This window comes from Mesorhizobium sp. W016 (genome assembly GCF_054719485.1).
On record NZ_JBTTIF010000002.1, the window covers coordinates 5,576,548 to 5,603,063 of the forward strand.

Consider the following 26,516-nt stretch of genomic DNA (forward strand, 5'->3'; position numbering starts at 1 on the left):
CAACGCGACGGGCGAGGCTCCCGGCGCAATGTCGCTTCCATGGTGGCTTTTCCGACCAGGCGTCTCACGGTCGCTTTTTTCACAAGCCATGCCGGAAGCCGCAGGGGCGCGGCCAAGCCGTCGCGGATAGGCTGCAGCCAGTTTTGCGGAGCCGCCGACACCAATCATGCAGACCTATGACTTCATCATCGTCGGCTCCGGCTCAGCCGGCTCGGTTCTCGCCGACAGGCTGTCGGCTTCCGGCCGTTACTCCGTGCTGGTGCTGGAAGCCGGCGGCAGCGACCGCCGCTTCTATGTCCAGATGCCGCTTGGCTACGGCAAGACTTTCTTCGACCCCGCGGTCAACTGGAACTACAAGCCCGAGCCGGACCCCGGCCTTGCCGGCAATGTCGACCATTGGCCGCGCGGCAAGCTGCTTGGCGGCTCAAGCTCGATCAACGCCATGGTCTGGATCCGAGGCGCGCGCGAGGATTTTGATGACTGGCGCGATGCCGGCAATCCCGGTTGGGGTTATGACGATCTGTTGCCGGGCTTCAAGGCGCTTGAGGACAATGAGGCCGGCGCCGACAGATGGCGCGGCACCGGCGGGCCGCTGCATATCACCGACACGACGAACGCCGTCCATCCGCTGACCAGGCGCTACCTCGCAGCCGGCCAGCAGGCTGGGCTGCCGCTCAACCCTGACTTCAACGGCGCCGCCCAGGAAGGCGTCGGCACCTACCAGATCTCCACCAAAAACGGCCGCCGCATGTCGGCCGTGCGCGCCTTCCTGCGCCCCGCGATGAAGCGCAAAAACGTCCGCGTCGAGACGAATGCGCTGGCGAGCAGGATCCTGTTCGAGGGCAAGCGAGCCGTCGGCATCGAATATCTGCAGAACGGCGAGACCAAGACGGCGCGGGCCGGCCGCGAAGTCATCCTGTCCGCCGGCTCGATCAACTCGCCGCAGCTCTTGCAACTTTCCGGCGTCGGCCCCTCGTCACTGCTCATGGGGCTTGGCATCCTGGTCGTCCACGCCAACGAAAATGTCGGCGCGCATCTGCAGGACCATGTCGGCATCAACTATACCTTCAAGGGAAACGTGCCGACGCTCAACCAAATCCTGCGGCCCTGGTGGGGCAAGCTGCTGGTCGGCATGCAGTACATCCTCACCCGCTCCGGCCCGCTGTCGCTGTCGATGAACCATGGCGGCGGCTTCTTCCGAACCGACCCGGCGTTTTCGCGCCCCAACATGCAGCTTTATTTCCAGGCTTTCTCGACCGTCATTCCGAAGAGCGGCGAGCGGCCGATCCTGACGCCAGATCCGTGGCCGGGCTTTTCCATCGGCCTCTCCAACTGCCGCCCGTCCAGCCGCGGCGAGATCATGATCCGCTCCAGCAATCCGCTGGACTATCCCAGGATCGTCGCCAACGCCTATTCCACCAACGCCGATGTCGACGAGATGCTGGCGGCGGTGAAATTCGTGCGCAAGATAGCCTCGATGCCCGCCATGGCCGAGATCATCACTGAGGAGGTTTTGCCAGGCCCATCGATCCAATCGGATGCCGACCTGATCCAGGATTTCAGGAAGCGCTCAGGCACCGTCTATCACCCGGTCTCGACCTGCCGCATGGGGCCGGACGCCGGGGCCGCCGTCGTCGACCCGCGCCTGAAAGTGCACGGGCTCGAAGGTCTGCGCGTAATCGACGCCTCGATCTTTCCCGCCAACATCACCGGCAACACCAACGCCGCCTCGGTCATGACCGGATGGAAGGGCGCCGAACTGGTTCTGGAGGACCAAAAATGAAGATCACCGACGTCAAGACCTGGGTAGTCGGCAACCCGCCGCCCGGCATCGGCGGCAAGTATTTCATCTTCGTCAAGCTGACCACCGATGGCGGCGTCGTCGGTTACGGCGAGGCCTACAACGCCACCTTCTCGGCTCACATAACAGCGAAGCTGGTCGAGGACATGGCCGAGCGTTACCTGATCGGCCACGATCCGCATGACATCGAGACCTTCTTCCGCCGCGCCTATTCCTCAGGATTTACCCAGCGCCCCGACGTTACCGGCATGGGCTGTTTCTCGGCGCTGGAAATGGCCTGCTGGGACATTGTCGGCAAGGAAGCCGACAAGCCGGTCTACAAACTGCTCGGCGGCCAGGTGCACGAGACGCTGCGCTCCTACACCTATCTCTATCCGCACACCGGCAGCGTCCATTCGGAGGACGCGCCGGACGGCCGGAACGTCTACAATGACCCCGAATTGGCGGCCGCCTGCGCGCTCGAATATGTCGAGCAGGGGTTCAACGCCGTCAAGCTCGACCCGGCAGGCCCCTACACCGCCTTCGACGGCCACCAGCCGCGCCTGATCGACATCGATGTCTCCACCCGCATGGTCAAGGCGATCCGCGAAGCGGTCGGCACCCGCGCCGATATTCTGTTCGGCACGCATGGCCAGTTCACCGCGTCGGGTGCGCTGCGGATGGCACGCGCGATCGAGCCCTACGATCCCTTGTGGTTCGAAGAGCCGGTGCCGCCCGACATGCCCGAAGTGATGGCTCAGGTGGCGCGAGGCACGTCGATCCCGATCGCCACCGGCGAGCGGCTAACGACCAAGTTCGAATTCGCCCGAATCATCGAGAACCGCGCCGCCACCATCCTGCAACCGGACCTTGGCCGTTCCGGCGGCATTCTCGAAACCAAGAAGATCGCCGCCATGGCCGAGGCATACCACATCCAGATCGCGCCGCACTGCTATTGTGGGCCGATCGTTGGGGCCGCCAACATCCAGCTGGCGGTGACGCTGCCCAATTTCCTCATCCTGGAATCGCTGAAGCAGTGGGACGGCTTCCACGCGACACTGCTCAAGAAGAAGATCGAATGGCAGGACGGCAATGTCATTCCATCGAAGGAGCCGGGCCTCGGCGTCGAGCTGGACGAAGCGGTCTGCGACGCGCATCCCTACACCGGCAAGGACCTGCATTTGCAGATGATGCAAACGCCGCTGATGCCGTGAGCGAACGCTACGCCTTCATCGGCCTTGGCCATCTCGGCGGCAACCTTGCCGCCAGCCTGTTGCGCAACGGTTTTGTCGTCATCGTCTTCGACCGCGACCCCGCCGCCGTCGAGCGCCTCGTGGCGCTCGGCGCCACGGCCGCGACCAGCCCGGCCGAAGCGGCGGCACAGGCCGGCAATGCCATCACTTGCCTGCCCTCGCCCAAGGTCAGCGAAGCGGTGCTGGCTAATGCCGGCGGCCTGCTCGAGGGTCTGCCCAGGGGCGGCTCCTGGATCGAGATGTCGACCAACGGCCGCGACGAGATCCTGCGCCTCGCCGCCCTCGCCGCGGCCAAAGGCATCGAGACGCTGGAGTGCCCGGTCACCGGCGGCGTGCATCTGGCCGCGGTCGGAAAGATCACCGCGCTTGTCGGCGGCGATGCTGCGCTTTACGAGCGCCATCGTCCGGCCATCGAAGCGATGTGCGCAAAGTCGTTCCTGATGGGTCCGGTCGGCTCCGCGGCGGTGATCAAGGTGATCACCAACATGCTGGCCTTCATCCATCTCGTCGCCGCCGGCGAGGCGCTGATGTTGGCCAAGCAAGGCGGCCTCGACCTCGCGCAATCCTACCACGCCATCGTCGCCTCCTCCGGCAACAGCTTCGTCCATGAGACCGAAAGCCAGCTCATCCTCAACGGCTCCTACGACATTGGCTTCACCATGGACCTGGCACTGAAGGACCTCGGCTTTGCGCTTGCGATGGGCAGAGAGTTCAGACTGCCACTCCAACTGGCGCCGCTTGTGAGTGAGATTTTCCTGATGGGCAAACAGGAATATGGCGGCGGCGCCTGGTCGACCCAGATCGTCAAACTGCTCGAGGATGCCGTCGACATGGATCTGCGCGCGCCCGGTTTCCCAGCCAAGCTGGAAAGCTAAGCCGGGTAAATATGTCCTGCGATTTCAGGCCTTTGGCCGGTTCGCCGGAATCGCCGCTCAAACCACCTGAATCAATCCCTCAACGCCTTGATTCAATATCTCAGCGTCAGCGCTCCGGGCAGGATCTCAAACGTCGCGGGTATACGCCCCGGCGACTCGCCATCTATGTCGACCAGCGCGCCGTTCTTCTCGACATCGCCGATAGGTTCGACCACCACTTTCCGGCCACGCAATATGGTGATGGCCGGATGGTTGCGGTGCCGGCCGCCATAGAGCAGCCGAATATCCCAGATCAGCTTCAGCTTGCCGGCCGCGCGCAGGATGACGATGTCGAACTGGCCGTCGGCGAGTTCGGCGTCCGGGGCGATCATCATGCCGCCGCCGAAGAACTTTCCGTTGGCGACCGCCACCAGCGCCATGCGCGCCTCGACCGGGGTGCCATCGTCGACGGTGATCCTGACGTCCTGGAAGCGGTAGCGGATGAACTCGACCACGGTGCGCCAGAAAAACAGCGCCTTGGCCGACATCCTGCCCTTGCGCTTGTCGGCATTGACCGCACGGTCCGTGGCGCCGGATAGGCCGAGGCTGGCGATATTGATGAAGTGCCGGCTGGCCAGCGCGCCATGGTCGTCGATGTAGCAGATGCGCCCTGCATCGACCTTGCGCGCCTTGGCTTCGGCGATCCGCTTCAGCACCGCATCCACCTCTTTCGGCAGCCCGAGCCCGCGCGCGAAATCGATGCCGGTGCCGCAAGGCAGCAAGGCAAGTTCGGTTGTCCGGCCGCTCTCATCGAATGCCTGCAGCAATCCGTCGGCCACCTCGCTGGCGGTGCCGTCGCCGCCGGCCGCGATCACCAGCTCGAAGCCGCTTGCCGCGAGGTCGAGCGCCAGCCTTTCGGCGTCGCCCTCGGCCTGCGTCTCGCGCAGCTCGAATTCGCCGAAATGCTTTTTCAGCGATGCGGCGACCTCCGGCCAATGCCGTTTCAGCCGGCCGCCGCCGGCAATCGGATTGAGCACCACCCCGACTTTCAATGCGCACCCTCCCCGCACCGAGCCGATAGGCTCGATGCTTTGCCGGCATTGAAGCCCGCGCCAGCCGGCGGAGCAAGGGGCACAGCCGATCAGGCGCCAAAAAGCGGGCGGGCTGTCTAATGCAACTGGAGTCGAAATTCCGAGCTTTGTGGCAAACGATCCCCGATAATCCCGTTATCCACAGGCTCACGCCCATTCCCCAAAACCCTTACCCGGCGTAAGTTTAACCCATCTCAGGCGGCTACCGATCGCCACGCCGAAAGGCAAAGCGAAAAGGCGGATTTCCTGAGGCCCGTACGGCCCGAAGCGAGAGCAGGCTTGCTTGTTCGAGGGACGGATGCCGAGACCTACGGGGCCGCGGAAAGCGTGCGAACGCCAACGGCGGACCGATGCTGCCATGAAGGACGGCGAAAACCTTCGATGGCGCGCTGGGCGAAGCTCGCAAGGGTGGAGCACGGCGTGGTCTGGAACGGGCACTGCCCTCGGGCGGTGACTGGCAGGACCGTCAAAATCAAGGCCGGCATGGCGCGACGACTTTACGGAAGTTGCTGCCGCGACCGTGTCCTGATCTGACAGGGAGGCGCTGGGAGAAATCCCGGCGCCGACTGTCTTTTGGGCTAAGGGTCCAGTCGGCGAAGCGACGCGTGAAGAAGCCGATACTTTGCTGGAGCGCGATTTCGGCGCTGACGGCACCATCTTCATCACCAGGCGCGATCAGCAATTCACCGACATGATCCCGCGCCTGATCGACAGAGGCGTGTCCTTCGTCGAGATCGGTGGCAATGACGCGATCATGCTCACCGTGCTTTCGGCGGCAGACTTCGCTCCGCCCGAAGGCGCCCGGGCGCTGTTCAGCCAACCGTTTCCGATCGATCCGGCCACCCGTCGCACCGGGCTGATCGTCGCCGTGCGCAAGCTGCACATCGTGCTGCCGGCGCTGTTCGAAGCAGGCGCGAGGCTTGAGCGCGTCTACAACTGAAGCCGCGCCCTGCACGCGGCCTGCCCGGCGGGCCGAGCTACTTCTTCGGGCCGATGCCCGGGACCAAATTGAGGCCAGCGTTTATATATTCCGGCCGTATGGCGCCGCTGATGAGCGTGAAGGTGGCGAGCATGATGCTGGCCAGCGCACCGTCATGCCATGGCCTGAGGGCCAGCGCGTTGACGGCATAGGCCCAGAATGGGAAGGCGAGCATCGACATGACGATGTTGGCTCCCGGAGCCTCCGCATTGTCGGCTGAATCGCTGACCGATTTCAGATACACCGGCGTCATCGCCAGCGCGACGATCAACATGATCCATGAAATGGTCCAGACGCTGATACCGGCCATTTCAATCTTATAGATGGCTGCCTGCACCTTACCCGGAATGTCCCCCGGATTGCCTTTGGTCTCTTCCGCCACCGCATCGGTCAACGCCTTGGCAACCGGCTGCTCAGTGGCATTGACCAGGATGGAGTTGACGAAGATGAAAAATGCCACGACTTCGGCAGGCACGTACTTCGCAACCCGGTCGAGATAGCCGTCGCCGCCTTTCGATCCTTGATCTTCTTTCTTGTCATCGTCGACGCCGAGCGGAGCATCGCCTGGAACGCCCTCGAGCGTTGAATCCCTTTTCGGCACAGGCTCAGCGGACCGGACAATTCTTCCCATGACAACCCCCTCCTATATTGTTGTATCGCCCCGTGAGTATCGTAGTAGAAAACCGGGCCAAGAAACAGTTGTCGCGACCATAGCCGACAAGATTTATTCAGGCTTCTTCCTGCAAATGCATCACGCTCCCGCCCTATCTGCTACCGGGTGTCTCGAAATCCACCTATAGTGAGCCGTACCCGAAAAACGCATCCCCCGGCTCATCGCGTGATCGCGGCCAAAATCCCGCCTTGTTCGCGCGCGATGGAAGGACTGGCTGCCGGGGGGCAATCCGAAGGACAAGACCGTGATCAAGACCGCCCTTGTCGCCATGACCATTGTCGGCTGCGACTGCGACGCCAAGCTTTGCGAATATATCGGCGAGACGCCGGCGAAGTGGGCGACCATCGCCGACTGCGAAGCGGCGATGAAAAGCCAGATGCTGCACCAGAAGAACTTCGACTATCCGCTGGTCTCTGGCATCTGCCGCAGCAAGGGGTCGGCGTCTTCTTCGCAACTGGCGGCGGCCGCATCACGCCCGGAACTGAAGCCCGCCAGCCGGAATGTCCAAACCCCGTTGCCGCCGGAACTGAGCCATCGGCCGAGCGTTCCCGTCGGCTCCCCGACGACGGCCATGGAGGCAGCAGCGGTACGGCCCGTCGCCTACGAGCAAGTGGTCGATGGCGGAACAGGCGTGCTCTACCGCACCAGGAACGGCTACGCCGTTGTCAAGACAGATCTCGGCCGCGTCGCGTCGGCAACGGTCGGCATTGCCAAGCGGTCCGCGAACTGGCTGGCAGGGCTGGTGCCGAGCGGGTTGTGAGCGGCCTGCCGTTCGGACCATACCACGCTGTCGCACTGCCGTTGAAAACTCCAGATAGATGCATGATGGTGTCAGCATCGACACGCAGGAGCGCCATTTCATGAAGCATGCAGTTCGAACCGTGTTGTCCCTGGTGCTGGCCTTGGCGCCGATTCCGGCCGGTGCGCAGGATTCCGGCCAGGGCGGCGACAAGGTTGTAGGCGTCGCCAGGGACGATCCGGACATGGCGGCGGCCATTGCGCAGGCGCGCGCCAGCCTCGATGAATTCCTGTCCTTGTCGGATGCGCCGCCAGCCGGGACAACCAGCTACAAATTGAAAGTCGAGGTCAGGGACGGAGACGCCTCGGAGCATTTCTGGATCATCCCCTTCCACAAGACCTCGACCGGATTTGCAGGAACATTGGCCAATGAGCCGCAAGCGGTGCACAATGTCGTGGCCGGCCAGGAACTCGAATTCAACCGGGACGATATTTCCGACTGGGGCTACACCAAAAACGGTCGCCAGGTCGGCAGCTTCACCGTCTGCGTGATGTTCAAGACGATGGCGCAAGAAGATGTCGAATATTATCGCCAGAACTACGGCTTCGACTGCTGAGGCGCGGCGACATGAAAGGGGCTGAATATCCCGGCGAAAAATGGAACGTCGTATCGGCGGCCGATGCCGGATGGAACGTCGATCTCCTCGCCGAGGCGAAAGCAGCGGCACGGCAATTTGGTTCGATAGCGTCTGTGGCCATCCATCGCGGATCTGTCGTCGCATCCAGCGGTTCGGCCTCGAAAAAAGTCGTCATCCGCTCGGTCCGCAAAAGCCTGCTGAGCGCTCTAATCGGCATCGAGGTCAAGCGCGGACGCATTCGTCTGGACAACACGCTGGGCGAGCTCGGCATCGATGATGTCGCGCCGTCGTTGAGCGAAGCCGAAAAGCAGGCAACAGTCGGCGATCTCATCAAGGCTCGGTCCGGGATTTACCACCCGGCGCTCGCCGAATCCGAACAGATGAAAGCCGACCGGCCCGTCCGCGGCAGCCACCCCAGGGACAGCCACTGGTATTACAACAATTGGGACTTCAACGCCCTTGGCACCATCTATGAGAGGGCAACCGGCCGCTCCGTTTTTGACGGCTTCCATGCCGACATCGCCGTCCCGCTCGGCATGCAGGATTTTCACCCTGACGACGGCGCGTATTTGCGCGGCCCCGAATCGGAGCACCCCGCCTATCATTTTCGCATGACCGCGCGCGATCTTGCCCGATTCGGCCTTCTGTACCTGCGCAAAGGCAGCTGGCGCTGCACGGAGATCGTGCCGCGGGCGTGGATCGAAGACAGCACAAAGGCTTATTCGATCACTCCAGACGGAAGCGGCTATGGCTACATGTGGTGGACGACCGGCCGTGATGGCGAAGCCCAGTCCGAAGCCACCGTTCTTCGCAATGCGGATTTGCCCAGGGTTCGCTATTTCGCCCATGGCGGTTTCGGTCAGATGATCGGCGTCTTGCCGGCAGCCGAACTGGTAGTCGTCAATCTCGCGGTCAGCCGCTCCAGATCCGCCGAGGAGCAGCGCAGGCTCGGCGATATTGTCCGCCTTGTCGCGAGAGCCGCACCCGGATGAATGGCGGCTTGTTGCAATCGGGAACTGCCTAGCTTGCGGCCGCCTCGCCATCCGTCGCGCCGATCTTGCGCACCAGCGCCGCGGTCGCCAAGATCGCGCCCATATCGGCGATCATCGGGGCGATGTGCTTGGTGTAATCGAGTGGCACGGAAATGGCGGGCAGTTCGAAGAAATTCTTCGGCTGCGGCAAGAGCAGGAAACCATCGCTGCCATTAAGTGCCACCCGCGCCGGATCATCGCGCCATGTCTCGTGCAGCCATTTCAGCGCCTGCGCCAACCGGCCGCTCACCAGCGGCTGCGCGGCGGCGACATTGTCGGTGCGAAATTCGTAGTCGCCGTCGAGCAGCGGATCGCCGCTGGACAGTTCCTGCATCTTGCCGGCGAAGATGCCGCGGAAGAAACCGACCACCGCGTTGCTGCGGCGCGTCGCGACCAATATGCCGGGGAACGGCGCAATGGTCTCGAAGGCGACGACGACGCCCTTGAAGACCGTCGACGAGCCTTTGCCCGAACCTTGGCGCAACTCCGCCTCGTAGAGCTCGAACGGAAAATCCTCGTAGCGGCCTGACACGATGTCGTCGAAGCTCTGCCGGTTGAAGGCGCCGACCACGGCGCGCGGCAGCCGGTCGAAGGAATTCGGCGTCACGCTGTGCTGATAGCGCACATCCCTGATGAAGCCGAAGATGATCGGCAGCAGCGTGTCACGGAACGATTGCTGCAGCCGCGTCGCCGGCCTGATCGCCAGGAAGTACAGCAGCAGCGCCGCGAAGAAACCGCCGACATAGAGGAACACATGCGGCGTCGAGAACCATTGCTCGTTCAAGTCGGCGACCTTGTTGAACAGCCAGGCCACCAGCACGACAAAAACCAGCAGCAGCCCCAGAAACACCGGCACCCGCCAGCGCACCTGGCGGTAGGCCGAAGCCCGTCCAGCCTCATAGATCTCGATATTCTTCCTGATGCCGGCGACCACCGCTTCATCAGGCATGAACTCAGCTGCTTCCATCGCCCCCTCGCAAAGTCCTATTATACCTATGATAACGGGAAAGTTGTCAGTCGCCAAAGATCGCCTTCAGCCTGGCCTGGACCTTGCCCTTCACCCGGCCAGTCAGCGCCTCGACCGGAACCAGCCGCTCATGCCCGCCTGCGCGCAGCCGCATGAAGGGATGCATCCGGTACCCGGCGATCGCACCGCGCATGCCGAGATCTGCGCTGACATCGACGACGAAAATGCCGGCGATGCGGCCGGGCCAGGGCTGCCGCGCCAGCGCCGTGCCGAGGAAGTCGCCAAGCCCGTAAGCCACGAGCGTCTTGCCGACCCATTGCACCGGCTGCACGACATGGGCGTGGTGCCCGGCAATCAGCCCCACGCCGTGACCGGCCAGCAACCTCGCCAGCGTTTGCGTTTGCGACTGCGGAAAATGCCGGAACTCCCAGTCCCAGTGCGGCACCGCACAGGTGAGATCGATGTTCTTGTCGGCCGCGCCTCTCGGCCATGCCGCCGGATCGCCTTGCATCGAGACAAGCTCGGTGAATGGCCCGGCGTCACCATTGCGCCACAGTGTGAAGGCGGCAAAGCCGATCGTCAGCGGCCCGGCCTTGACCTGCTCGACCGGTCCTTTTTTCGCGGTGCCGATGGTGCGGATTCCAAGCCGCTTCAACGCCGCAACGGTCTCGTCGAAACCGGCGACGCCCTGGTCGAGCACATGGTTGTTGGCCAGCGACAGCACGAGCTTTTCACGCGCGATGCCTACGGCGGCAAGCGCCGCGGCAAGAAACCGCTCGCTCATCGCATGGTGCGTGCCAAGCCGCGTGCCAAACGCCACGCTCGGCCGCTCGACGACCGGACTTTCGCAATTGCCGATCACCAGATCGGCTGAGCCCAAGAGCTTTGCGATTTCCGGATCGCACTCCGGCGCACTACGGTTGGCCACCGCCGAAATATCGCCGACAAAGGCCAGCCGCACCTTCCGCCCCGGCGGCGGATCGATGATCGTCGTCGCCGCCCTCGGTGCAAAATCCCTGACATCGCCGCCGAGAGACGGTTTCAGGAAGCGCGGCAGCCATGACAGTTTGTAGGAAAGCGGATAATTCGACACGCGACGCCCAATCGTTTGCCCAATCGGTTAGCTTGTGTAGACGGTCTGCCCGGGAAGTGTCGACCGTCAGTCCTTGAAACACTGCCGCCGGCAGACACGGCGCCAAATGCGTGTAATGTCTGCGCATCGCATAGTGGAGGGATGAGATGACACGTTTTGCAGGCCTGCTGGCGTCCGCCTTCCTCCTGTTGCTGCCGCTATCTTCGGCCCGCGCCGCCGCGCCCGAAGCGGCAACCGCTTTGTTCGAGGCCAAAACGGTGACCGAGCGCAACCGTGCGCTCACAACGCTTGAGTCTGCAGCGAAAGGCGATCCGGCGTCAGCCTATGCTGCCGGCGCCGGCGAATTCTTCACCGCGCTGGAAATCCTCGCCGGCGGTCTGCACCGCCACGGGTTCGAAAGCCCGCAATCCTTCATGCTGCCGCTGATGCGGCTGCCGATTCCGGACAATCCCGATCCCGAACCGCTGACCTATGAGCAGTTCCGCGCCATTCTGGTCGCCTTCCGCGACCGGCTGGAGACATCCGCGGCCACTCTGGGCTCGGTACCCGCCGATGCCGATATCGGCATGGTCGTCGACCTCACCCATGCCGGCATCGATCTCAACGAAGACGGCGCCATCGCGCCGGATGAAAGCATGGCCGCCATCATGGCCTCGCTGTCGCGCGGCGGTATCTCGTCGGACGGCGCCGCTTCCTCGCTCACATTCCGCTTCGACCGCGCCGACGGTTTCTGGCTGCAGGGCTATGCCGAATTCCTGATGGCGCAGGCCGATTTCTGGCTGGCGCATGATTTCAGGACCATGTTCGACGGCTCGTTCCACATGCTGTTTCCGCGCGCCAAACTGCCGCTGCAGGACATTCTCGTGCCTCCCGCCGGCGACATGGGCAGCAGCATCTTCTCATCGGAATGGCGCATCGCGGATTTCATCTCCATGGTTCACCTCGTCAACTGGTCGGTGGTCGAGCCCGAGCGCCGTCAAGCGGCGCGCCGCCATCTGATCGAAATCATCCGGCTGTCGCGCGAGGACTGGAAGGCGATCCGCGCCGAGACCGACAATGACCGCGAATGGCTGCCGGGACCGCAGCAGAAGGGCGAGAACCCGCTCACCGGGCTCGAAGTCGGCGAGGAGCAGGTCGAGGCCTGGCTCGCCACTCTGACCATGGCCGAAGACCTTTTGGAAGGCCGCAAGCTGCTGCCGCATTTCCGCATCACGGCCAGCACCGGCCAGGGCATCAAGATGAAGCGTTTCTTCGAAGAACCGAAGCCTTTCGACCTCGTGCTGTCGATTACCGGCCCGGCCATCGCGCCCTACCTCGAGAGCGGTGAGATCGTGACCAGCGGCGAGTTCGACCAGATCCAGCGCCAGTTCGGTGGCGGTGGGTTTTTGACCTTCGCGCTGTGGTTCAATTGAGCAGGCGGCCTGGCTTCGCGTAACACAGCTCCTGACACCCTTGTGTCAGGAGCTTCGACCCGCTTAGCGCCCTTCGCCACTGCACTCTTTCCATTTTGGCGGACTCTGCCCATATTTGGGGCATGGCCAAACTCCCTGACAAAAAGACACCGTCTCCGGCGGGTGACAACGGCGCTTCGCCGCCGAAGCGGCGCAGCCCGCTGACCGATTTCCTCGATGCCTCGGAGCCTCTGCACAGAGGCGGCTTCGCCGAGGCGCCGCAGGCCGACTTCACCGGCGCGCCGCTGAGCGGCTCGATTGCCGACTGGGCCGAGCAGATCGAGCAGGAGGCCGAGAAGGAAGGCCGTCTCACCGGTAAGAGCGATGGTAGATCGCCAAAGTCCGCGAAAAAGATCCCGGAGCGGTCCGCTGCGCCCGGCCGCAGTTCGCGCGGGACCTCGATGGGTGGCGCGGCAACGGCGCGCGAACGCACCGCCGCCGGCCTCAACCCGGTCGCCGGTCTCGACATCTCTCTGGAAGACGCCGAGACGATGGCCTCGGGCAGCGTCACCGCGACGGTCGCGGCGCTGTCGGCGCTGATCGAATCCGGCAACCCCTTGCACAAGGACGGCGTGCTGTGGACGCCGCACCGCCCTGCCCGCCCGGAAAAATCCGAAGGCGGCATCGCCATTAAGATGGTGTCGGATTTCGAGCCGGCCGGCGACCAGCCGACCGCCATCAAGGATCTTGTCGAGGGCGTCGACAACAATGACCGCACTCAGGTGCTGCTCGGCGTCACCGGCTCCGGCAAAACCTTCACCATGGCCAAGGTGATCGAGCAGACGCAGCGCCCTGCTTTGATCCTGGCGCCCAACAAAACGCTGGCCGCGCAGCTCTATTCCGAGTTCAAGAAATTCTTCCCCGACAATGCGGTCGAGTATTTCGTCTCCTACTACGACTACTACCAGCCGGAAGCCTACGTTCCGCGCACCGACACCTTCATCGAGAAGGAATCCTCGATCAACGAGCAGATCGACCGGATGCGCCATTCGGCCACGCGTTCGCTGCTCGAGCGCGACGACGTCATCATCGTCGCCTCGGTGTCCTGCATCTACGGTATCGGCTCGGTCGAGACCTACACGGCGATGACCTTCCAGATGCAGATCGGCGACCGGCTCGACCAGCGGGCTCTGCTCGCGGATCTCGTCGCCCAGCAGTACAAGCGCCAGGACATCAATTTCGTGCGCGGCTCGTTCCGCGTGCGCGGCGACACGATCGAAATCTTCCCGGCCCACCTTGAGGACCGCGCCTGGCGCATCTCGATGTTCGGCGACGAGATCGAGGCGATCACCGAATTCGATCCGCTCACCGGCCAGAAGACCGGCGAGCTGAAGAGCGTCAAGATCTACGCCAACTCGCACTATGTGACGCCGCGTCCAACGCTCAACCAGGCGATCAAGTCGATCAAGGAGGAGCTCAAGCACCGGCTGGTCGAGCTCGAGGGCGCCGGCCGCCTGCTGGAGGCACAGCGGCTCGAACAGCGCTGCCGCTTCGATCTTGAGATGCTGGAAGCCACCGGCTCCTGCGCCGGCATCGAGAACTATTCGCGCTATCTCACGGGACGCCAGCCGGGCGATCCGCCGCCGACATTGTTCGAATATATCCCGGACAATGCGCTGGTCTTCATCGACGAAAGCCACGTCACCGTGCCGCAGATCGGCGGCATGTATCGTGGCGACTTTCGGCGCAAGGCGACGCTGGCGGAGTATGGTTTTCGCCTGCCCTCCTGCATGGACAACCGTCCGCTGCGCTTCGAGGAATGGGACGCCATGCGACCGCTCTCCGTCGCGGTTTCTGCGACACCCGGCGCCTGGGAGATGGAACAGGCCGGCGGCGTGTTCGCCGAGCAGGTCATCCGCCCGACCGGCCTGATCGATCCACCGGTCGAAGTCCGCCCGGCGAAAAGCCAGGTCGACGATGTCGTCGGCGAAATCCGCGACACCACGGCCGCCGGCTACCGCACGCTGGTCACCGTTTTGACCAAGCGCATGGCCGAAGACCTGACCGAATATTTGCATGAGCAAGGCGTGCGCGTTCGCTACATGCACTCCGACATCGACACGCTGGAGCGCATCGAAATTCTGCGCGATCTCCGCCTCGGCGCTTTCGACGTGCTGGTCGGCATCAACCTGCTGCGCGAAGGCCTCGACATTCCTGAATGCGGTTTCGTCGCCATCCTCGACGCCGACAAGGAGGGCTTCCTGCGCTCCGAGACGTCGCTGATCCAGACCATCGGTCGCGCCGCCCGCAACGTCGACGGCAAGGTCATCCTCTATGCCGACCAGGTCACCGGCTCGATGGAGCGGGCGATGGCCGAGACCAACCGCCGCCGCGAAAAGCAGATGGAATGGAACGCGGCCAACGGCATCACCCCGGAATCGGTGAAGTCGCGCATCTCCGACATTCTGGACTCGGTCTACGAGAAGGACCATGTCCGCGCCGATATCTCGCAGTTCACCGACGGCGCCGGTGCGATGATGGGCAACAATCTCAAGGCTCATCTCGACGCCATGGAAAAGCAGATGCGCGACGCCGCCGCCAATCTCGACTTCGAGAAGGCCGCCCGCATCCGTGACGAGATCAAGCGGCTGCGCGAAATGGAACTGTCGATCGCGGAAGACCCGCTGGCCAAATATGCCGACATGGAAAGCCCGGTTTCGGGCCGCGAGAAGGGCAAGCACAACAAGGGCGTGGCCAAGCACCGTACGGCTGAGGAACAGGAGCGGTTCCGCAAGTTCGATGAGGCACGTGCCGCCGAAGAGGCGGCCAGGGCTGCCCGGTCCAACCTCTTCCGCAAGCCGGCGCTCGACGAAATGGGCGCCGACGGCGCCGTGCCGGTGAAGAAACCGCTGTTTGCCAAGCCGTCGATCGACGATATGGGGCCTGGTACCGACATGCCGACACCGTCAGGCGCGGTGTCGCGCTCGCTGTTCAAGAAACAGTCGGCGCAGGAAGCGCACGGCTCCGACTTCGGCATTCCGGGCGGCGCCACCAAGCCACTGTTCAAGAAGAATTCGCTCGACGAGATGACCGTGCGGCGCACGGAAAAGCCGGTCGAAGGGAAAGTGCCGGCCAAGCCCCAGCCAATCTCCCCCCGAGTGGGGGAGATGCCCGGCAGGGCAGAGGGGGGCGCGAAGGAACGCGACGATTCCCCAAAACCATTCGTTCGCCAGCGCGCCGGCATCGGCTCCTACGAAGACCCAGGCGACGCCCGCCGCGAAAAGCGCCGGCCGGGCAAGACGGGGCGGCCGGGGAAATAGCACCTCTTTCCTTCTCCCCTTGTGGGAGAAGGGAAGAGCGCTCCACCACCGCCGCATCCGTCGCCACTTGCCTCCACCCCCGCCTTTGGTGTAATCGCTCCACACACTCAAAGTTTTGTCTTGAAAGGAGGGCTGCGTGTCTATCGATCACCATCGTCAGCGTGGCCCGATTTCGGCCCTGCGAGTTCGCTTGCAGGGCTGACCAGGGACATCACGGGTTTTTTCCCGTTTCGATTTTTTGGTCTGCCCTTCGTGGTGCGCAAAGCTGAGCCTGACGGCCGGCAAGCACACCGTCAAAGTGCATCCGGAGTTGTCTCCGGCAAGACCAGAGAAATCACAATGGCCCTGATCAGCCTCAAATCCTTCGGCGTCACCATGAGTGCGCCGCTGTTTTCCAACCTCGACCTCACCATCGGCACCGGCGACCGGCTCGGCATCGTTGCCGCCAATGGCCGCGGCAAGTCGACCTTGCTTAAATGCCTGACCGGCGCGCTGGAGCCGACCTCGGGCGACATTTCTCGCACACGCGGCCTGCGTGTCGGCCATGTCGAGCAGTCGGTTCCACCTACCCTTCTTAGCCGCACCTTCCATCAGGTGGTGGCCGATGCCTTGCCGGCCGAGCAGGCCGACAGCGAGATGTGGCGCGTCGACGTGGTGCTGGATTCGCTCGACGTGCCCGAGCCGATGCGCGAACGGCCGATGCAGGCGCTGAGCGGCGGATGGCAGCGGCTGGCGCTGATCGCCCGCGTCTGGGTCACCGATCCGGATGTGCTTTTGCTCGACGAGCCGACCAATCATCTCGACCTCGCTAAGATCAGCCAGCTGGAAAGCTGGCTGAACGCCCTGCCGCGCGAAGTGCCGGTGGTCATCGCCAGTCACGACCGCGCCTTTCTCGACGCCGTCACCAACCGCACGCTGTTCTTGCGCCCGGAGGACTCGCCGGTGTTTGCACTGCCCTATTCCAGGGCGCGGCAGGCCCTGGACGAATTGGACGCCTCGACGGCGCGCCGGTTCGAGCGCGACATGAAGGTGGCGCAGCAGCTGCGCAAGCAGGCCGCCAAGCTCAACAACATCGGCATCAATTCCGGCAGCGACCTTTTGACGGTGAAGACCAAGCAACTCAGGGAACGGGCGGAGAAGCTGGAAGACGCCGCGGTATCGGCGCATCGCGAGAAATCGGCCGGCGCGATCCGGCTGGCCAACCGCGGCACCCATGCCAAGGTGCTGATTACGCTGGATGACGCCGCAGTGGAAACGCCGGACGGCACGCTGCTGTTCAAGACCGGCAAGCGCCACATCTGCCAGGGCGACCGCATCGTGCTGCTCGGCCGCAACGGCGTCGGCAAGTCGCGTTTCGTCGATCTGATCCGCAACGCCATCGCCGAGCCGGACACGGTGCCGAACGTCAAGGTGACGCCGTCGACGGTGCTTGGCTACAGCGACCAGGCGCTGGCCGGCATCAGTGGCGACGACACGCCGCTGGCCCTGGTCTCGCACCGCTACGATGTCGGCGAGCAACGCGCCCGCTCGCTGCTTGCCGGCGCTGGCGTGGTCATTGAGATGCAGGAGAAAAAGATCGGTGTGCTGTCCGGCGGCCAGAAGGCGCGGCTGATGATGCTGGCGCTCAGGCTCACCCACCCCAACTTCTACCTGCTGGACGAGCCGACCAACCATCTCGACATTGACGGCCAGGAAGCGCTGGAGGAGGAACTGCTCAAGCACCAGGCGAGCTGTGTGCTCGCCTCGCATGACCGCTCCTTCATCCGCGCCGTCGGCAACCGCTTCTGGCTGGTCGACAAGCGGAAGCTGACCGAAGTCGAAGACCCCGAGGATTTCTTCCGCTCGGTGGCTGAAACGGTGGGCTGAGGAACTACCACCATGGGCCGCACCGTGTTGCGGTCCATGCTTTCGCATCTCCCGCAAATATTTTCAGCGTTCTGTCGGATCGGCTGAACCTGCTGCGTCCTTGGGATGCCGACACGATGATGCCGGCTTCATCTGAGGAGAACGCATCATGTCCATTTTGTCATCCATAGGCCGCGTCGCCGCCCGTTACGCACAGAACCGCGCCCGCTATCGCAGCGAGCGCGAGCTTCTGGCCCTGCCGATCGAACTGCGCAAGGATATCGGCTGGCCGGAAATCCTCATCGACGCGCAAAACGGCCCGCGGATCTGCAGGGCGCCCTGACCATGCGGTCGGGAAAGATCGATGCAGGCCGCCGCGGGGCGACCGTTGCTCAGTCATGCGTATCGCCAGACAGCGGCGTCGCCTGCATCGATCGACGCTTTTCGAACGCCTCGAACCAGCGCGTCAGCCGCGCCCGCGCGCGAAACGACGGCAGCTGGCGGAACGCCATCCAGGACAGCGTGGTGGCAAGCGCTACATGGCCGACATGGAGCGATGTCTCGGCGTCCAGCGCGCTTTCGATCCAGTCATAGCTGGCCTCGATTTTTTCCCGGTAGCCTTCGGCAAGCGCTGCATAGCGCAACTGTTCGGGCCGCCTTTCCGTCTCCCAGCGCAGGCCTATGCCCGTCTGCGCCAGGCCTTGGGCGACGGCCTGCAGCCGCAACGCCTGCCAGCGCGCTTCGCCGTCCTGCGGCAGCAATTTGCGGCCGTCATGCAGCGTATCGAGATAGGCGCAGATGACATCGGAATCGAAGAGCGGCGACGCATCCGGCCGCAGCAGCACCGGCACATTGCCGAGCGGGTTTTCGGCGTAGACACGGGCATTGCGCAAGGTCGGGCTGGTCTCGTGATGAATGACCTCGAGCCGGTCGGCAAGCCCAACCTCATGGGCGAAGACGAGCGCCTTGCGCGCAAAGGGCGAATGGGTCTGGTAATAGAGGATCATTGTCGTCTCAGCGGGTTGAAGAAGCGGTCCCCGTTCTAGCCTGCTGACAGCGAGGATTGCGCTCTGATTGGGCGCCGCCGACGCAAGTTCGTTTCGCCAGAAAATCGCATCGGCCCAGAAAATCGCATCAGACATGTAGGATCGCCGCCGCCTCGTTCGTCCTAGGGTTCGCAAGGCCAACCAAGCGCCCAGACCAAACCCAAAGAGGAACAAGACATGACCGACCAGACCCCCATTCAGCCGGCCGCGAAAGTTCTCGGTGGATTGACCCCCTATCTGCAGCTGGACGGCGCCTTCAAGGCCGCCGAATTCTACAAGAAGGCTTTCGGCGCCGAACAGGTGTTCTTCTATCCGCCCGATGAGCAGGGCCGCACGATGCACATTCATCTCCACATCAACGGCTCGACGCTGATGATTTCCGATTTCTACCCCGAAAACGGCATGCCTGCCGTCAAGCCGCAGGGCTATACCATGCAGCTCCATCTCGGCGCCGACGAGATCGATGGCTGGTGGAAGCGCGCGGTCGATGCCGGCTGCGAAGTCGCAGTGCCGCTGCAGCTGATGTTCTGGGGCGACCAGTGGGGCAACATGCGCGATCCCTTCGGGGTCGAATGGGCGATGAACGCGCCGGCGAAGAAAGACTGACCACCGCTGACAAAGCTCCTCACCGGCTGACGCCGGTAAGGAGCTTTGTGAGATACTCCAAGGAAAACCTCATGTCCTATGTCGATGGTTTCGTGCTCGCCGTGCCGAAGGCAAATATCGATGACTACAAGAAGCTGGCCAACCTCGCAGGCCCGATATGGAAGGAACACGGAGCGCTCGCCTATGTCGAATGTATCGCCGACGACGTGCCCTATGGTGAGTTGACCTCGTTTCCGCGTGCCGTTCAGGCAAAAGACGACGAGATCGTCGTCTTTGCTTGGGCCGTCTATTCGTCCAGGCAAAGCCGCGACGCGGTAATGGCCAAGGTGATGGCCGATCCCCGTTTGACACCCAATTTGGGGCCTATGCCGTTCGATATGAAGCGCATGATCTTCGGCGGCTTCCAGCCCTTCATCGAGCTTTAGCCGCTGCTCAGGCCAGCTTGTCCAGCAGCGGCTTCAACCTGTCGCCATAGCGCTTCCAGAGATCGACCGAGCCCCGATACATCGGCTGGCGCACCTGCGCGGCCGAGGCCGTGCGCACCGGGCGGTCGGTCTCGTGGAACGACAGCGCCTTGTCGTCCCAGGACAGGCCGAGATGCCCGATCAGCGCCCGCGTCTGTCCCTCTTGGTCGGCCACGAAATCCTCGTAACGCACGTCATGCACGACGCCCGGCAGAACATCGCGCCAATGCGCCATGATGTCGGTGTAGATATTGTGGAAATCGGCGAGCTCGCCCAGATCATAGCCGTAGCGGTGGTTGTCGCCGCGGAAATGCACCTTGTAGATCGAAAGGCAGGTCGCCGCCGCATCGCGCGCGCAATGGATGATCTTGGCTTTCGGCAGCATCATATGGATGAAGCCGATGAGCAGGAAGTTGCCGGGCATCTTGTCGGTGACATGCCTGAAGTTGGGATAGCGCTCATGCAGCATGTCGAGATAGGCTTGGCCCGCTACGGCAAACTCCGCGTCGGATACACCGACCAGTCCCCAGGGGAAACCTCCGGGCATGGTCAGCGGAAATTGCTTGCCGACCGCGGTTTTCAACATGCTGAGCTCGCCCGCGCCATAGACTTGTGGATGGCTGGCGATGATCTGTTCGACCAGCGTGGTGCCGGAGCGCGGCATGCCGACGACGAAAATCGGCGTGTCGTCGGAGATTGCACTTGGCTTGTGCTTTTCGAAAAAGCCGGCGTTGAACACCGTCTTCATCGCCTCGAATTCGGCCCGCGTCCTGACCGGATCATAATCGATGCCCTTGCGGCGGATCGCATTGCCTTCAGCGAAATAGTCGAAGGCCCTGTTATAGTCCTTCAAATCGTCATTGGCCTTGCCGAGACCGAAGGACAGCTGCATGCGTGCCAGGCTGTCGGCCGGCGCCTTGGCATGCTGGGCCTCCATGCCGGCGAGTTCGGCGTCGCGCTCCTTCTGGCGCTTGACCTGCGTCAGCATCAGCCAGGCCTTTGCCATGCCTGGCGTGATCGCCAACGCCTGCCGAAACAGGTCTGCCGCTTCATCGAGCTTGCCTTTTTCCATCAGCCCGACGCCGAGCCCATGCAACAGGTCGGCATCCTTGGGCCGGATCGTCAGCGCCTCGCGAAAGGTCGCCAGCGCCTCATCCAGACGACCGGCTTCCTGCAACGTTTCGGCAAGCCCGATGCGGGCGCGGACATGGAAGGGATTGCGCCCGATTGTGCCGCGATAGATGTCCTCCGCAGCCTCGAACTGGCCGAGCTGTTTCAACGCCGAACCCAGATTGTCGCGTGCCGCGAGCTGGTCGGGCTTGAGATCGACCGCGCCGCGGAAGAAATCGGCGGACGCGGCAACGCGGCCGAGATCGCGCATCACCGTGCCGAGATTGTTGAGGAAATCGGGATTCTTCGGCTGCAGACGCACAGACTGCTCGATCAGCTCCAGCCCTTCGGGGCTGCGCCCGGTCTGGTGCAGCAACAGGCCCAGGAAATGCGCCGCTGCCGGGTGATTGGCCTTGCGCGCCAGCATCTGCCGGTACAGCGTCTCGGCCTCCTGCCGGCGCCCGGCCTGATGCAGCTGCAGCGCCTGCTGCACATATTGGTCGAGGCCCAGCGGCGGCTGTCCGCCAGCTCCAGCACCCGCCGCTCTTCTCTGATCTCTGTTGATGGGAAACCTGCCGTGTTTTGTCCGCTTGCCGCGATCTAGGCCATCGGCGCTGCAGGTTCAAGGGAAGAGTGGGCTCGCCAAGGGCGCGGACCTCTTCGAAACTCTAGAGGAATTCCAGGAAAATGTACGTTCAAATCAGCCGGTTGCTCTCGGCGAGCCGGCGCTCCCGCCGTAGCGTGCCGTCGGTGTCGGCAATCTTGCGCCGTGCCGCTTCGTCGCTTCTTATCGTCAGGCGCACTGATATTGCCTTGGGGAAGAGGACGATTGGCTCGATTGTTGCGGTCGGACGATCCGGCGTTTTCATGAATCTCATATATTTTTGCCTTTCGTAAAAAATAATCTTAGGGGCACCGGAATAATTATTCCGATGCTCTCTAAATAAGAAATTGGCTGATATTGTTCCACGATAGCAGATTTATTAGGGGTTTATACGAGAAATTTTTTATACCGGTCGAGCCGTGGCGGAAATCAGCTTGAATAACCAACAATTTCGGATTATTGATCTGAGATCGTTTTTTGGGTCAAGCTTGGCATATAGCGGCGTCGGAGATACTCGACCCGCCAAACTCATTCCAATCGCCGATGGTTGAGTTCCCGGTTGATGCCGGAAAGCATCGACGAACCAGAGCCAAGCCAATGCCGGATCGCACCACCCGTTCCATCGCCCATTTCGCGGCACCCTTCGTGCTTAGCGGGCTGGAAGGGCAACTGCCGGCCGGCGACTATGACATCGATCACGACGAAGAGCTGATCGAGGGCATGTCGCGGCTTGCCTGGCGTCGCGTCGCCACCTTCATCCATTTGCCGGCAAGGGCGGTGAAGAACCCGGCCACCAGCCAGCTTGTCGCCATCGACTACCTCGAACTCGAAACAGCGCTGAGGCGCGACCAGGAGAACGCAGCATGATCCGCTTCCAGCAGAATGCGCGTCCGCGCACCGATACGCCCTCGCACCTCTTCGCCATCGGCCAGACCGTGCGCATGAAGAGCCGCAGCGGGCTCGCACAGCAGACCGCCGAGCTGTTTCAGATCAAGAGCAGATTGCCGGTCAAGGATGGCTCGCCGCAATATCGCATCCGCAGCGAGCAGGAGACGTATGAGCGGGTCACCACGGAAGACAATCTCGAAGTGGCGGACGCCCCGGCTGTCACCGACAGCCCGGCCGTCTGACACCGCACCCACCCAACACGCACGAAGGAGCAGACAGATGGCCAAGGGTCAGCAGCGCAGCAATCGCGAAACGCGCAAGCCCAAGAAAGACAAGGTGGTGGCCAAGGCCGCCTCCCCGTTCGGCTCCTCGGTCAAGCAGGCCGAGAGCAGCCTGAAGCCGAAGTCGAAGGGCTGACCAGGCAGGGGCGCGCCTGGCGCACCTGCCTGCAATGGACTGACGATCTCGCGCAAAACTCTGCAACGGAGGCTTGCTTGACGTTCTTCGTCGAGCCGCTCGCGCGACGCCGACGAAGCCACGCTCGACAAGGTATCGCTGGACGCGCCGAACCTGCGCGCCGCCCTGCAGGGCGCCACCGCGCTGTTCCATAGCCTCGCCATGCCGCAGATCCCCGACCGTCTGCGCATTTGCGACGAGGACGGCGCAGAGCTTTATCCCGGCCCGGCCGACGGGGCGTATTCGGCGTAGGCAACCACTCCGATACGCGACCTTGCCTTCTTCCCTTGGAGGTGAGAAGCCGGTCCGCGCAGCAGACGAAAGGCCAATTGCTTGACTTTTCGAGTTTCGAGCGCCCTGAGCCTGCGAAGGACCGAGGGTGGCCCGGTCCACCTGCGGGGTCCCCGCTGCTTCGCAGCGTCCCGGCGTTCGCCAGCCTTTCATCGTGCTACAGAGACGATGGATACTCCTCCGGCGGACTCACCCGACAGGGGAGAAGAAAATCAGCAGGGGCCGTCCTCGACGACGCGGTAGTCGGCGGCACGGGCCTCGCAGGCGTTGGGAAAGGTGCGCAGCTCGCCATGGCGGCGGGCGCAGACCGGGGCGTATTCGCGCGTGCAGAATGTCGGCTCTTCGCCGCCACCACCGCCACCACCGCCGTCGCGGCAAGGGCCGTCGCGAACGATGCGGTAGCCTTCCCGTTCGGCAAGGCAGGCATTGGCGAAGGTCTGGCGGTCACCGCCGCGCCGCGCGCAGACCGGCTCGTATTGCCTGGTGCAGAATTCCGGTTCCGGCCGTGGCGGGCGCGGACGTGGTCCCGGCCCGTCATCGACGACGACGGTGCAGGCCGCAAGAAGACCCGACAGGAAGAGAATGGCAAAACCCTGGCGCGAGAAGATCGCCGCAAGAAATCTCATGAATATACCTCCCTCGAGCCGGCGCAAAACGCGCCTGTCGATCCTCGCCATTCCCTTGCCAAATGCAACCCCCGTTTGCGGTGCGGGAGCCATGCGATGCTCGCCCCCGCATTGGTCTGGCCCTGGACCAGACCGCTGGACCATGCGTGGCCGGGCTCTGGCCGATGATCTCTTAGGAGGCCGGGTTTATCGAAGCGCCTGCGTTGGGATGCGTCGATGGACGCGGCCCGCGGCGCTATCTTGCAACGATCACGTTTCCGTGCGATAAATTTTGTGTTCGGGCATTTGCGACCCGGAGAGCGGAACGTTTTGGACGACCTTTCCCCGATACTGTGAATCTCTGACGGCCCCATTTTCGGCGGGGGGTTTTACCATGCGCAAATGCAGGACTGCCGAAGCAACCACCGGGACTTGCCCACGATGCCAGGCGGCGGGCAAACCATAAGACTGACACGGGTGAAGGAGTTTCCCCAATGGCCCAGACCGGCACCGTTAAATTCTTCAACGCGACCAAAGGCTTCGGCTTCATCACGCCCGACGGCGGCGCCAAGGATGTGTTCGTCCACATTTCCGCGATCGAGGCCTCGGGCCTGCGTACCCTCGTCGACGGCCAGAAGGTCACCTTCGACGTTGAACCCGACCGCATGGGCAAGGGTCCGAAGGCGGTCAACCTCCGCGCGGCCTGAACCGGCGGTGCCCGCGCGCCCGTCAGGGCGCTCGAAAAAGCACCTAAAGCGTGTTTGAACCGGCTTTGTCAGCCGTCCAGAGTTTCGAAGGCGCGACGTTTCCCGTTGCGCCTTTTTCATGACGCCGTCGCCGGAGGCAAAGGACGCTTTATCGGTCAATGCCGTGGCTGATCGCCGGAGCAATCGTCTGGCGCGAATTGCCTTCGGTGCCACGATCTATTTGAGCAGCCTTCAGCGTTGCCGCCGTCGCCAAAACTTTCTCTTGCCGATAGCGCTAAAATAAAGGACAAATTTCCCTTCGGGCATTTGCCGGCCCGAAACTGGACTTTATGGGATCAAAGGGAGCTTCCCATGCCGCAGACCGGCACCGTCAAATTCTTCAATCATGCCAAAGGCTTCGGCTTCATTACGCCCGACGACGGGCAGAAGGATGTCTTCGTTCATATTTCGGCCGTGCAGGCTTCGGGTCTTTCCGGTCTGGAGGATGGACAAAAAGTGACATTCGACACCGAGCCGGACAAGCGCGGCAAGGGTCCAAAGGCCGTCAACCTGTCGGTCGGCTAAGCCGGCTCAAGACAGTCCGGACGGAGATTGACGAGGCGGAGCGCCTTGCGTACGCGCTTGGTTTTGCCGCAAGAACTGGATCGTATCAGCCAATTCCGTTCAGCCCCCGTTCAGCCACGGTCTTCTATTAATCGTCCCCTAGGCTGGACCGCATCCCCGAAAACTATCCGGGCCGGCACGAAGGAGACCAAAATGAATCGCATTTTCAAGACCGCCATCCTGGGCGCCGCTCTCGCCGCGACCACCCTCGCCACCTTGCCTGCCGCCAATGCCAAGGACTGGAACCGCTGGCATCATGGCCATGGTCGTCATCATAATGGCGACGCGCTTGCGGCCGGTGTCGTCGGCCTTGCGGCCGGCGCTCTGATCGCCGGTGCGCTGAGCAACCCGCAGCCGCGCTACAGCAGCTATGATGACGATTACGACTACCGCGAAGTGCGGCCGGCGCCGGTGCGCCGTTACTATGCCGAACCGCGGGTCGTCTATGCCGACCGCTATGCCGAGCCGTGGACCCGCGACTGGTACGAATACTGCTCGGACCGCTACCGGAGCTTCAATGCCCGCAGCGGCACGTTCACCGGCAATGACGGTGAGCAGCATTTCTGCGTCGCGAATTGAGCTTCCCTGTCCCACAAAAAGCGCTGACCGCAAGGCCAGCGCTTTTTTTTGGCAGAAAGACATCGCTAAGTCAGGAAGGGATTGGTCCGCCTCTCCTCGCCAAAGCGGCCACCCGGGCCGTGGCCGCAGATGAAGCCGATCTCGTCACCGAGCGGCAAAAGCTTGTCCTTGATCGAGGCGATCAGCGCCGCATGGTCGCCGCCCAGCAGGTCGGTGCGCCCGACCGAGCCGCGAAACAGCACGTCGCCGACATGAGCGAACTTCGCCGCGCGATTGTAGTATACGACATGGCCGGGCGCATGGCCGGGGCAGTGCAGCACCTCGAACATATGTGAGCCGAACGAAACCGTCTCGCCCTCTGCGAGAAACCGGTCGGGCACGCAGTTGCGCGCCCCGGCAATGCCGTAGCGCTGGCCCTGGTTCTCGAGATTGTCGAGCAATAGCTTGTCGGCTTCGTGCGGGCCGATGATCTCGATGCCGAGTGCTTCCTTCAGCTCCATGGCGCCGCCGGCGTGATCGATGTGGCCATGGGTGATCCAGATCGCAGCGGCGGTGATCGCATTGTCCTTCAGCACCGCCAGCACCTTGTCGATGTCGCCGCCCGGATCGACGACGACGCCATGCTTGTCATCCATGTCGAACAGGATGGTGCAGTTCTGCTGGAAAGGCGTGACCGGCACGATGCCGGCATTGAGCTGACCCATGATTGTCCTTTCGCTGTTCCAGGGTGATGTAGAGGCGCGGGCGAAGGCCGTCCACTGCTGCAAGGCAAACAGTCCGTCCTAAAACAGAAATGGGCGGCCCAACGGCCGCCCATTTGACGAAGCCTCAGTCTCAAGCAATTCCAGGAAAAGTGTAAAGCGGTTTTCCGTCCGGAATTGCGTAAAACAACAAACTAGATCAT

Annotated in this window: 28 protein-coding genes; 19 read left to right on the top strand and 9 right to left on the bottom strand. The window is 62.9% G+C overall.

Translation table 11 applies throughout. The features are described from left to right. Positions 1–166: 166 nt before the first annotated feature. Genes ACYG9V_RS27310 through ACYG9V_RS27320 form a run of 3 tightly spaced genes read left to right on the top strand, consistent with a single transcriptional unit; the run spans position 167 to position 3,908 of the window. Positions 167–1,783 (top strand): GMC family oxidoreductase, encoded by a 1,617-nt coding sequence (locus tag ACYG9V_RS27310; RefSeq protein ID WP_352762310.1) that lies wholly within the window; start codon positions 167–169, stop codon positions 1,781–1,783. After that, positions 1,780–2,994, top strand: a complete 1,215-nt coding sequence (locus ACYG9V_RS27315) for a mandelate racemase/muconate lactonizing enzyme family protein (protein WP_023671997.1) — start codon at positions 1,780–1,782, stop codon at positions 2,992–2,994. The genes ACYG9V_RS27310 and ACYG9V_RS27315 overlap by 4 nt, the downstream gene beginning before the upstream one ends. Further along, entirely contained in the window at positions 2,991–3,908 is a 918-nt protein-coding gene (locus tag ACYG9V_RS27320; RefSeq protein ID WP_023683741.1) for an NAD(P)-dependent oxidoreductase, read from the top strand. Before ACYG9V_RS27315 ends, ACYG9V_RS27320 begins: the two co-directional genes overlap by 4 nt. A gap of 92 nt (positions 3,909–4,000) precedes the next feature. Here the strand turns inward: ACYG9V_RS27320 and ACYG9V_RS27325 are convergent, their stop codons facing one another. Continuing rightward, positions 4,001–4,939: a diacylglycerol/lipid kinase family protein gene (locus ACYG9V_RS27325; RefSeq protein ID WP_023683740.1), complete on the bottom strand. Its 939-nt coding sequence runs from the start codon at positions 4,937–4,939 to the stop codon at positions 4,001–4,003. Between the two features lie 661 nt (positions 4,940–5,600). Here ACYG9V_RS27325 and ACYG9V_RS27330 point away from each other — a divergent pair. Next, a complete protein-coding gene (locus ACYG9V_RS27330; protein ID WP_023724937.1) occupies positions 5,601–5,918 on the top strand; it encodes a hypothetical protein in 318 nt (105 codons plus the stop codon). A 37-nt stretch (positions 5,919–5,955) separates the two neighbouring features. Here the strand turns inward: ACYG9V_RS27330 and ACYG9V_RS27335 are convergent, their stop codons facing one another. Then, the gene (locus tag ACYG9V_RS27335) at positions 5,956–6,588 is read right to left on the bottom strand and encodes a hypothetical protein (RefSeq protein WP_156933370.1); all 633 of its coding nucleotides are present in this window, start codon (positions 6,586–6,588) and stop codon (positions 5,956–5,958) included. 286 nt (positions 6,589–6,874) lie between these two features. Between ACYG9V_RS27335 and ACYG9V_RS27340 the strand changes: the two genes are divergently transcribed. The 3 genes from ACYG9V_RS27340 to ACYG9V_RS27350 all read left to right on the top strand — a co-directional run bounded on the left by ACYG9V_RS27340 (position 6,875) and on the right by ACYG9V_RS27350 (position 8,998). Further along, positions 6,875–7,390 (top strand): hypothetical protein, encoded by a 516-nt coding sequence (locus tag ACYG9V_RS27340; protein WP_023672002.1) that lies wholly within the window; start codon positions 6,875–6,877, stop codon positions 7,388–7,390. A gap of 100 nt (positions 7,391–7,490) precedes the next feature. After that, positions 7,491–7,985 (top strand): YegJ family protein, encoded by a 495-nt coding sequence (locus ACYG9V_RS27345; RefSeq protein ID WP_023741084.1) that lies wholly within the window; start codon positions 7,491–7,493, stop codon positions 7,983–7,985. An 11-nt stretch (positions 7,986–7,996) separates the two neighbouring features. Then, complete coding sequence (locus ACYG9V_RS27350) at positions 7,997–8,998, top strand: serine hydrolase domain-containing protein (protein ID WP_352762312.1); 1,002 nt, start codon at positions 7,997–7,999, stop codon at positions 8,996–8,998. A gap of 28 nt (positions 8,999–9,026) precedes the next feature. Here ACYG9V_RS27350 and ACYG9V_RS27355 read toward each other — a convergent pair whose 3' ends face one another. Further along, on the bottom strand, positions 9,027–10,004 hold the full coding sequence (locus tag ACYG9V_RS27355) for a hypothetical protein (RefSeq protein WP_352757669.1): 978 nt from the start codon (positions 10,002–10,004) through the stop codon (positions 9,027–9,029). Between the two features lie 46 nt (positions 10,005–10,050). Further along, positions 10,051–11,097, bottom strand: a complete 1,047-nt coding sequence (locus ACYG9V_RS27360) for a CapA family protein (RefSeq protein WP_352762314.1) — start codon at positions 11,095–11,097, stop codon at positions 10,051–10,053. A 146-nt stretch (positions 11,098–11,243) separates the two neighbouring features. Between ACYG9V_RS27360 and ACYG9V_RS27365 the strand changes: the two genes are divergently transcribed. From ACYG9V_RS27365 to ACYG9V_RS27380, 4 genes are all read left to right on the top strand, one after another. Beyond that, positions 11,244–12,509, top strand: a complete 1,266-nt coding sequence (locus ACYG9V_RS27365; RefSeq protein ID WP_352762316.1) for a hypothetical protein — start codon at positions 11,244–11,246, stop codon at positions 12,507–12,509. A gap of 122 nt (positions 12,510–12,631) precedes the next feature. Next, positions 12,632–15,808, top strand: coding sequence for an excinuclease ABC subunit UvrB (gene uvrB, locus ACYG9V_RS27370; protein WP_352762318.1), 3,177 nt, complete (start codon positions 12,632–12,634; stop codon positions 15,806–15,808). 339 nt (positions 15,809–16,147) lie between these two features. Further along, positions 16,148–17,674 (top strand): ABC-F family ATP-binding cassette domain-containing protein, encoded by a 1,527-nt coding sequence (locus ACYG9V_RS27375; protein WP_352762320.1) that lies wholly within the window; start codon positions 16,148–16,150, stop codon positions 17,672–17,674. Positions 17,675–17,822: 148 nt separating this feature from the next. Then, positions 17,823–17,996: a hypothetical protein gene (locus ACYG9V_RS27380; protein WP_023672009.1), complete on the top strand. Its 174-nt coding sequence runs from the start codon at positions 17,823–17,825 to the stop codon at positions 17,994–17,996. A 49-nt stretch (positions 17,997–18,045) separates the two neighbouring features. On the opposite strand, the gene ACYG9V_RS27385 is transcribed toward ACYG9V_RS27380, so the two are convergent. Then, the gene (locus ACYG9V_RS27385; RefSeq protein ID WP_023749777.1) at positions 18,046–18,660 is read right to left on the bottom strand and encodes a glutathione S-transferase family protein; all 615 of its coding nucleotides are present in this window, start codon (positions 18,658–18,660) and stop codon (positions 18,046–18,048) included. A gap of 216 nt (positions 18,661–18,876) precedes the next feature. Here ACYG9V_RS27385 and ACYG9V_RS27390 point away from each other — a divergent pair, with 216 nt between their 5' ends. Both ACYG9V_RS27390 and ACYG9V_RS27395 read left to right on the top strand, forming a co-directional pair. Further along, on the top strand, positions 18,877–19,305 hold the full coding sequence (locus ACYG9V_RS27390) for a VOC family protein (RefSeq protein WP_023705894.1): 429 nt from the start codon (positions 18,877–18,879) through the stop codon (positions 19,303–19,305). 71 nt (positions 19,306–19,376) lie between these two features. Further along, positions 19,377–19,730 carry a DUF1428 domain-containing protein gene (locus tag ACYG9V_RS27395; protein WP_023749778.1) on the top strand — a complete coding sequence of 118 codons (354 nt, stop codon included), beginning with the start codon at positions 19,377–19,379 and terminating at the stop codon, positions 19,728–19,730. A gap of 7 nt (positions 19,731–19,737) precedes the next feature. Here the strand turns inward: ACYG9V_RS27395 and ACYG9V_RS27400 are convergent, their stop codons facing one another. Both ACYG9V_RS27400 and ACYG9V_RS27405 read right to left on the bottom strand, forming a co-directional pair. Beyond that, positions 19,738–21,372: a tetratricopeptide repeat-containing sulfotransferase family protein gene (locus ACYG9V_RS27400; RefSeq protein ID WP_352762323.1), complete on the bottom strand. Its 1,635-nt coding sequence runs from the start codon at positions 21,370–21,372 to the stop codon at positions 19,738–19,740. 202 nt (positions 21,373–21,574) lie between these two features. Next, complete coding sequence (locus ACYG9V_RS27405; protein WP_023689691.1) at positions 21,575–21,757, bottom strand: hypothetical protein; 183 nt, start codon at positions 21,755–21,757, stop codon at positions 21,575–21,577. 323 nt (positions 21,758–22,080) lie between these two features. On the opposite strand from ACYG9V_RS27405, the gene ACYG9V_RS27410 reads away from it, so the two are divergent. The 3 genes from ACYG9V_RS27410 to ACYG9V_RS27420 are packed head-to-tail and all read left to right on the top strand — an operon-like array spanning position 22,081 to position 22,788. After that, positions 22,081–22,350, top strand: a complete 270-nt coding sequence (locus tag ACYG9V_RS27410; RefSeq protein WP_023701590.1) for a hypothetical protein — start codon at positions 22,081–22,083, stop codon at positions 22,348–22,350. Next, entirely contained in the window at positions 22,347–22,613 is a 267-nt protein-coding gene (locus tag ACYG9V_RS27415) for a hypothetical protein (protein ID WP_023831416.1), read from the top strand. Before ACYG9V_RS27410 ends, ACYG9V_RS27415 begins: the two co-directional genes overlap by 4 nt. A 37-nt stretch (positions 22,614–22,650) precedes the next feature. Beyond that, positions 22,651–22,788 carry a hypothetical protein gene (locus ACYG9V_RS27420; protein ID WP_023683725.1) on the top strand — a complete coding sequence of 46 codons (138 nt, stop codon included), beginning with the start codon at positions 22,651–22,653 and terminating at the stop codon, positions 22,786–22,788. A 542-nt stretch (positions 22,789–23,330) separates the two neighbouring features. Here ACYG9V_RS27420 and ACYG9V_RS27425 read toward each other — a convergent pair. Next, positions 23,331–23,744, bottom strand: a complete 414-nt coding sequence (locus tag ACYG9V_RS27425; RefSeq protein ID WP_023733345.1) for a Kazal-type serine protease inhibitor domain-containing protein — start codon at positions 23,742–23,744, stop codon at positions 23,331–23,333. Between the two features lie 473 nt (positions 23,745–24,217). On the opposite strand from ACYG9V_RS27425, the gene ACYG9V_RS27430 reads away from it, so the two are divergent. From ACYG9V_RS27430 to ACYG9V_RS27440, 3 genes are all read left to right on the top strand, one after another. Then, complete coding sequence (locus ACYG9V_RS27430; protein WP_006202520.1) at positions 24,218–24,430, top strand: cold-shock protein; 213 nt, start codon at positions 24,218–24,220, stop codon at positions 24,428–24,430. A gap of 351 nt (positions 24,431–24,781) precedes the next feature. Continuing rightward, the gene (locus ACYG9V_RS27435) at positions 24,782–24,994 is read left to right on the top strand and encodes a cold-shock protein (RefSeq protein WP_023672019.1); all 213 of its coding nucleotides are present in this window, start codon (positions 24,782–24,784) and stop codon (positions 24,992–24,994) included. Between the two features lie 192 nt (positions 24,995–25,186). Continuing rightward, positions 25,187–25,612 carry a BA14K family protein gene (locus ACYG9V_RS27440; RefSeq protein WP_023672020.1) on the top strand — a complete coding sequence of 142 codons (426 nt, stop codon included), beginning with the start codon at positions 25,187–25,189 and terminating at the stop codon, positions 25,610–25,612. A gap of 65 nt (positions 25,613–25,677) precedes the next feature. Here ACYG9V_RS27440 and ACYG9V_RS27445 read toward each other — a convergent pair whose 3' ends face one another. Further along, positions 25,678–26,316 (bottom strand): MBL fold metallo-hydrolase, encoded by a 639-nt coding sequence (locus ACYG9V_RS27445; protein ID WP_023749780.1) that lies wholly within the window; start codon positions 26,314–26,316, stop codon positions 25,678–25,680. Positions 26,317–26,516 lie beyond the last annotated feature (200 nt).

What these genes read in the sequence shown, in the direction of transcription:
- ACYG9V_RS27310 (WP_352762310.1), top strand. Translation starts at nt 167, where the DNA reads ATGCAGACCTATGACTTCATCATCGTCGGCTCCGGCTCAGCCGGCTCG.
- ACYG9V_RS27315 (WP_023671997.1), top strand. Translation starts at nt 1,780, where the DNA reads ATGAAGATCACCGACGTCAAGACCTGGGTAGTCGGCAACCCGCCGCCC.
- ACYG9V_RS27335 (WP_156933370.1), bottom strand. Translation starts at nt 6,588, where the DNA reads ATGGGAAGAATTGTCCGGTCCGCTGAGCCTGTGCCGAAAAGGGATTCA.
- ACYG9V_RS27345 (WP_023741084.1), top strand. Translation starts at nt 7,491, where the DNA reads ATGAAGCATGCAGTTCGAACCGTGTTGTCCCTGGTGCTGGCCTTGGCG.
- ACYG9V_RS27350 (WP_352762312.1), top strand. Translation starts at nt 7,997, where the DNA reads ATGAAAGGGGCTGAATATCCCGGCGAAAAATGGAACGTCGTATCGGCG.
- ACYG9V_RS27355 (WP_352757669.1), bottom strand. Translation starts at nt 10,004, where the DNA reads ATGGAAGCAGCTGAGTTCATGCCTGATGAAGCGGTGGTCGCCGGCATC.
- ACYG9V_RS27365 (WP_352762316.1), top strand. Translation starts at nt 11,244, where the DNA reads ATGACACGTTTTGCAGGCCTGCTGGCGTCCGCCTTCCTCCTGTTGCTG.
- uvrB (WP_352762318.1), top strand. Translation starts at nt 12,632, where the DNA reads ATGGCCAAACTCCCTGACAAAAAGACACCGTCTCCGGCGGGTGACAAC.
- ACYG9V_RS27375 (WP_352762320.1), top strand. Translation starts at nt 16,148, where the DNA reads ATGGCCCTGATCAGCCTCAAATCCTTCGGCGTCACCATGAGTGCGCCG.
- ACYG9V_RS27380 (WP_023672009.1), top strand. Translation starts at nt 17,823, where the DNA reads ATGTCCATTTTGTCATCCATAGGCCGCGTCGCCGCCCGTTACGCACAG.
- ACYG9V_RS27385 (WP_023749777.1), bottom strand. Translation starts at nt 18,660, where the DNA reads ATGATCCTCTATTACCAGACCCATTCGCCCTTTGCGCGCAAGGCGCTC.
- ACYG9V_RS27390 (WP_023705894.1), top strand. Translation starts at nt 18,877, where the DNA reads ATGACCGACCAGACCCCCATTCAGCCGGCCGCGAAAGTTCTCGGTGGA.
- ACYG9V_RS27395 (WP_023749778.1), top strand. Translation starts at nt 19,377, where the DNA reads ATGTCCTATGTCGATGGTTTCGTGCTCGCCGTGCCGAAGGCAAATATC.
- ACYG9V_RS27405 (WP_023689691.1), bottom strand. Translation starts at nt 21,757, where the DNA reads ATGAGATTCATGAAAACGCCGGATCGTCCGACCGCAACAATCGAGCCA.
- ACYG9V_RS27410 (WP_023701590.1), top strand. Translation starts at nt 22,081, where the DNA reads ATGCCGGATCGCACCACCCGTTCCATCGCCCATTTCGCGGCACCCTTC.
- ACYG9V_RS27415 (WP_023831416.1), top strand. Translation starts at nt 22,347, where the DNA reads ATGATCCGCTTCCAGCAGAATGCGCGTCCGCGCACCGATACGCCCTCG.
- ACYG9V_RS27420 (WP_023683725.1), top strand. Translation starts at nt 22,651, where the DNA reads ATGGCCAAGGGTCAGCAGCGCAGCAATCGCGAAACGCGCAAGCCCAAG.
- ACYG9V_RS27425 (WP_023733345.1), bottom strand. Translation starts at nt 23,744, where the DNA reads ATGAGATTTCTTGCGGCGATCTTCTCGCGCCAGGGTTTTGCCATTCTC.
- ACYG9V_RS27430 (WP_006202520.1), top strand. Translation starts at nt 24,218, where the DNA reads ATGGCCCAGACCGGCACCGTTAAATTCTTCAACGCGACCAAAGGCTTC.
- ACYG9V_RS27435 (WP_023672019.1), top strand. Translation starts at nt 24,782, where the DNA reads ATGCCGCAGACCGGCACCGTCAAATTCTTCAATCATGCCAAAGGCTTC.
- ACYG9V_RS27440 (WP_023672020.1), top strand. Translation starts at nt 25,187, where the DNA reads ATGAATCGCATTTTCAAGACCGCCATCCTGGGCGCCGCTCTCGCCGCG.
- ACYG9V_RS27445 (WP_023749780.1), bottom strand. Translation starts at nt 26,316, where the DNA reads ATGGGTCAGCTCAATGCCGGCATCGTGCCGGTCACGCCTTTCCAGCAG.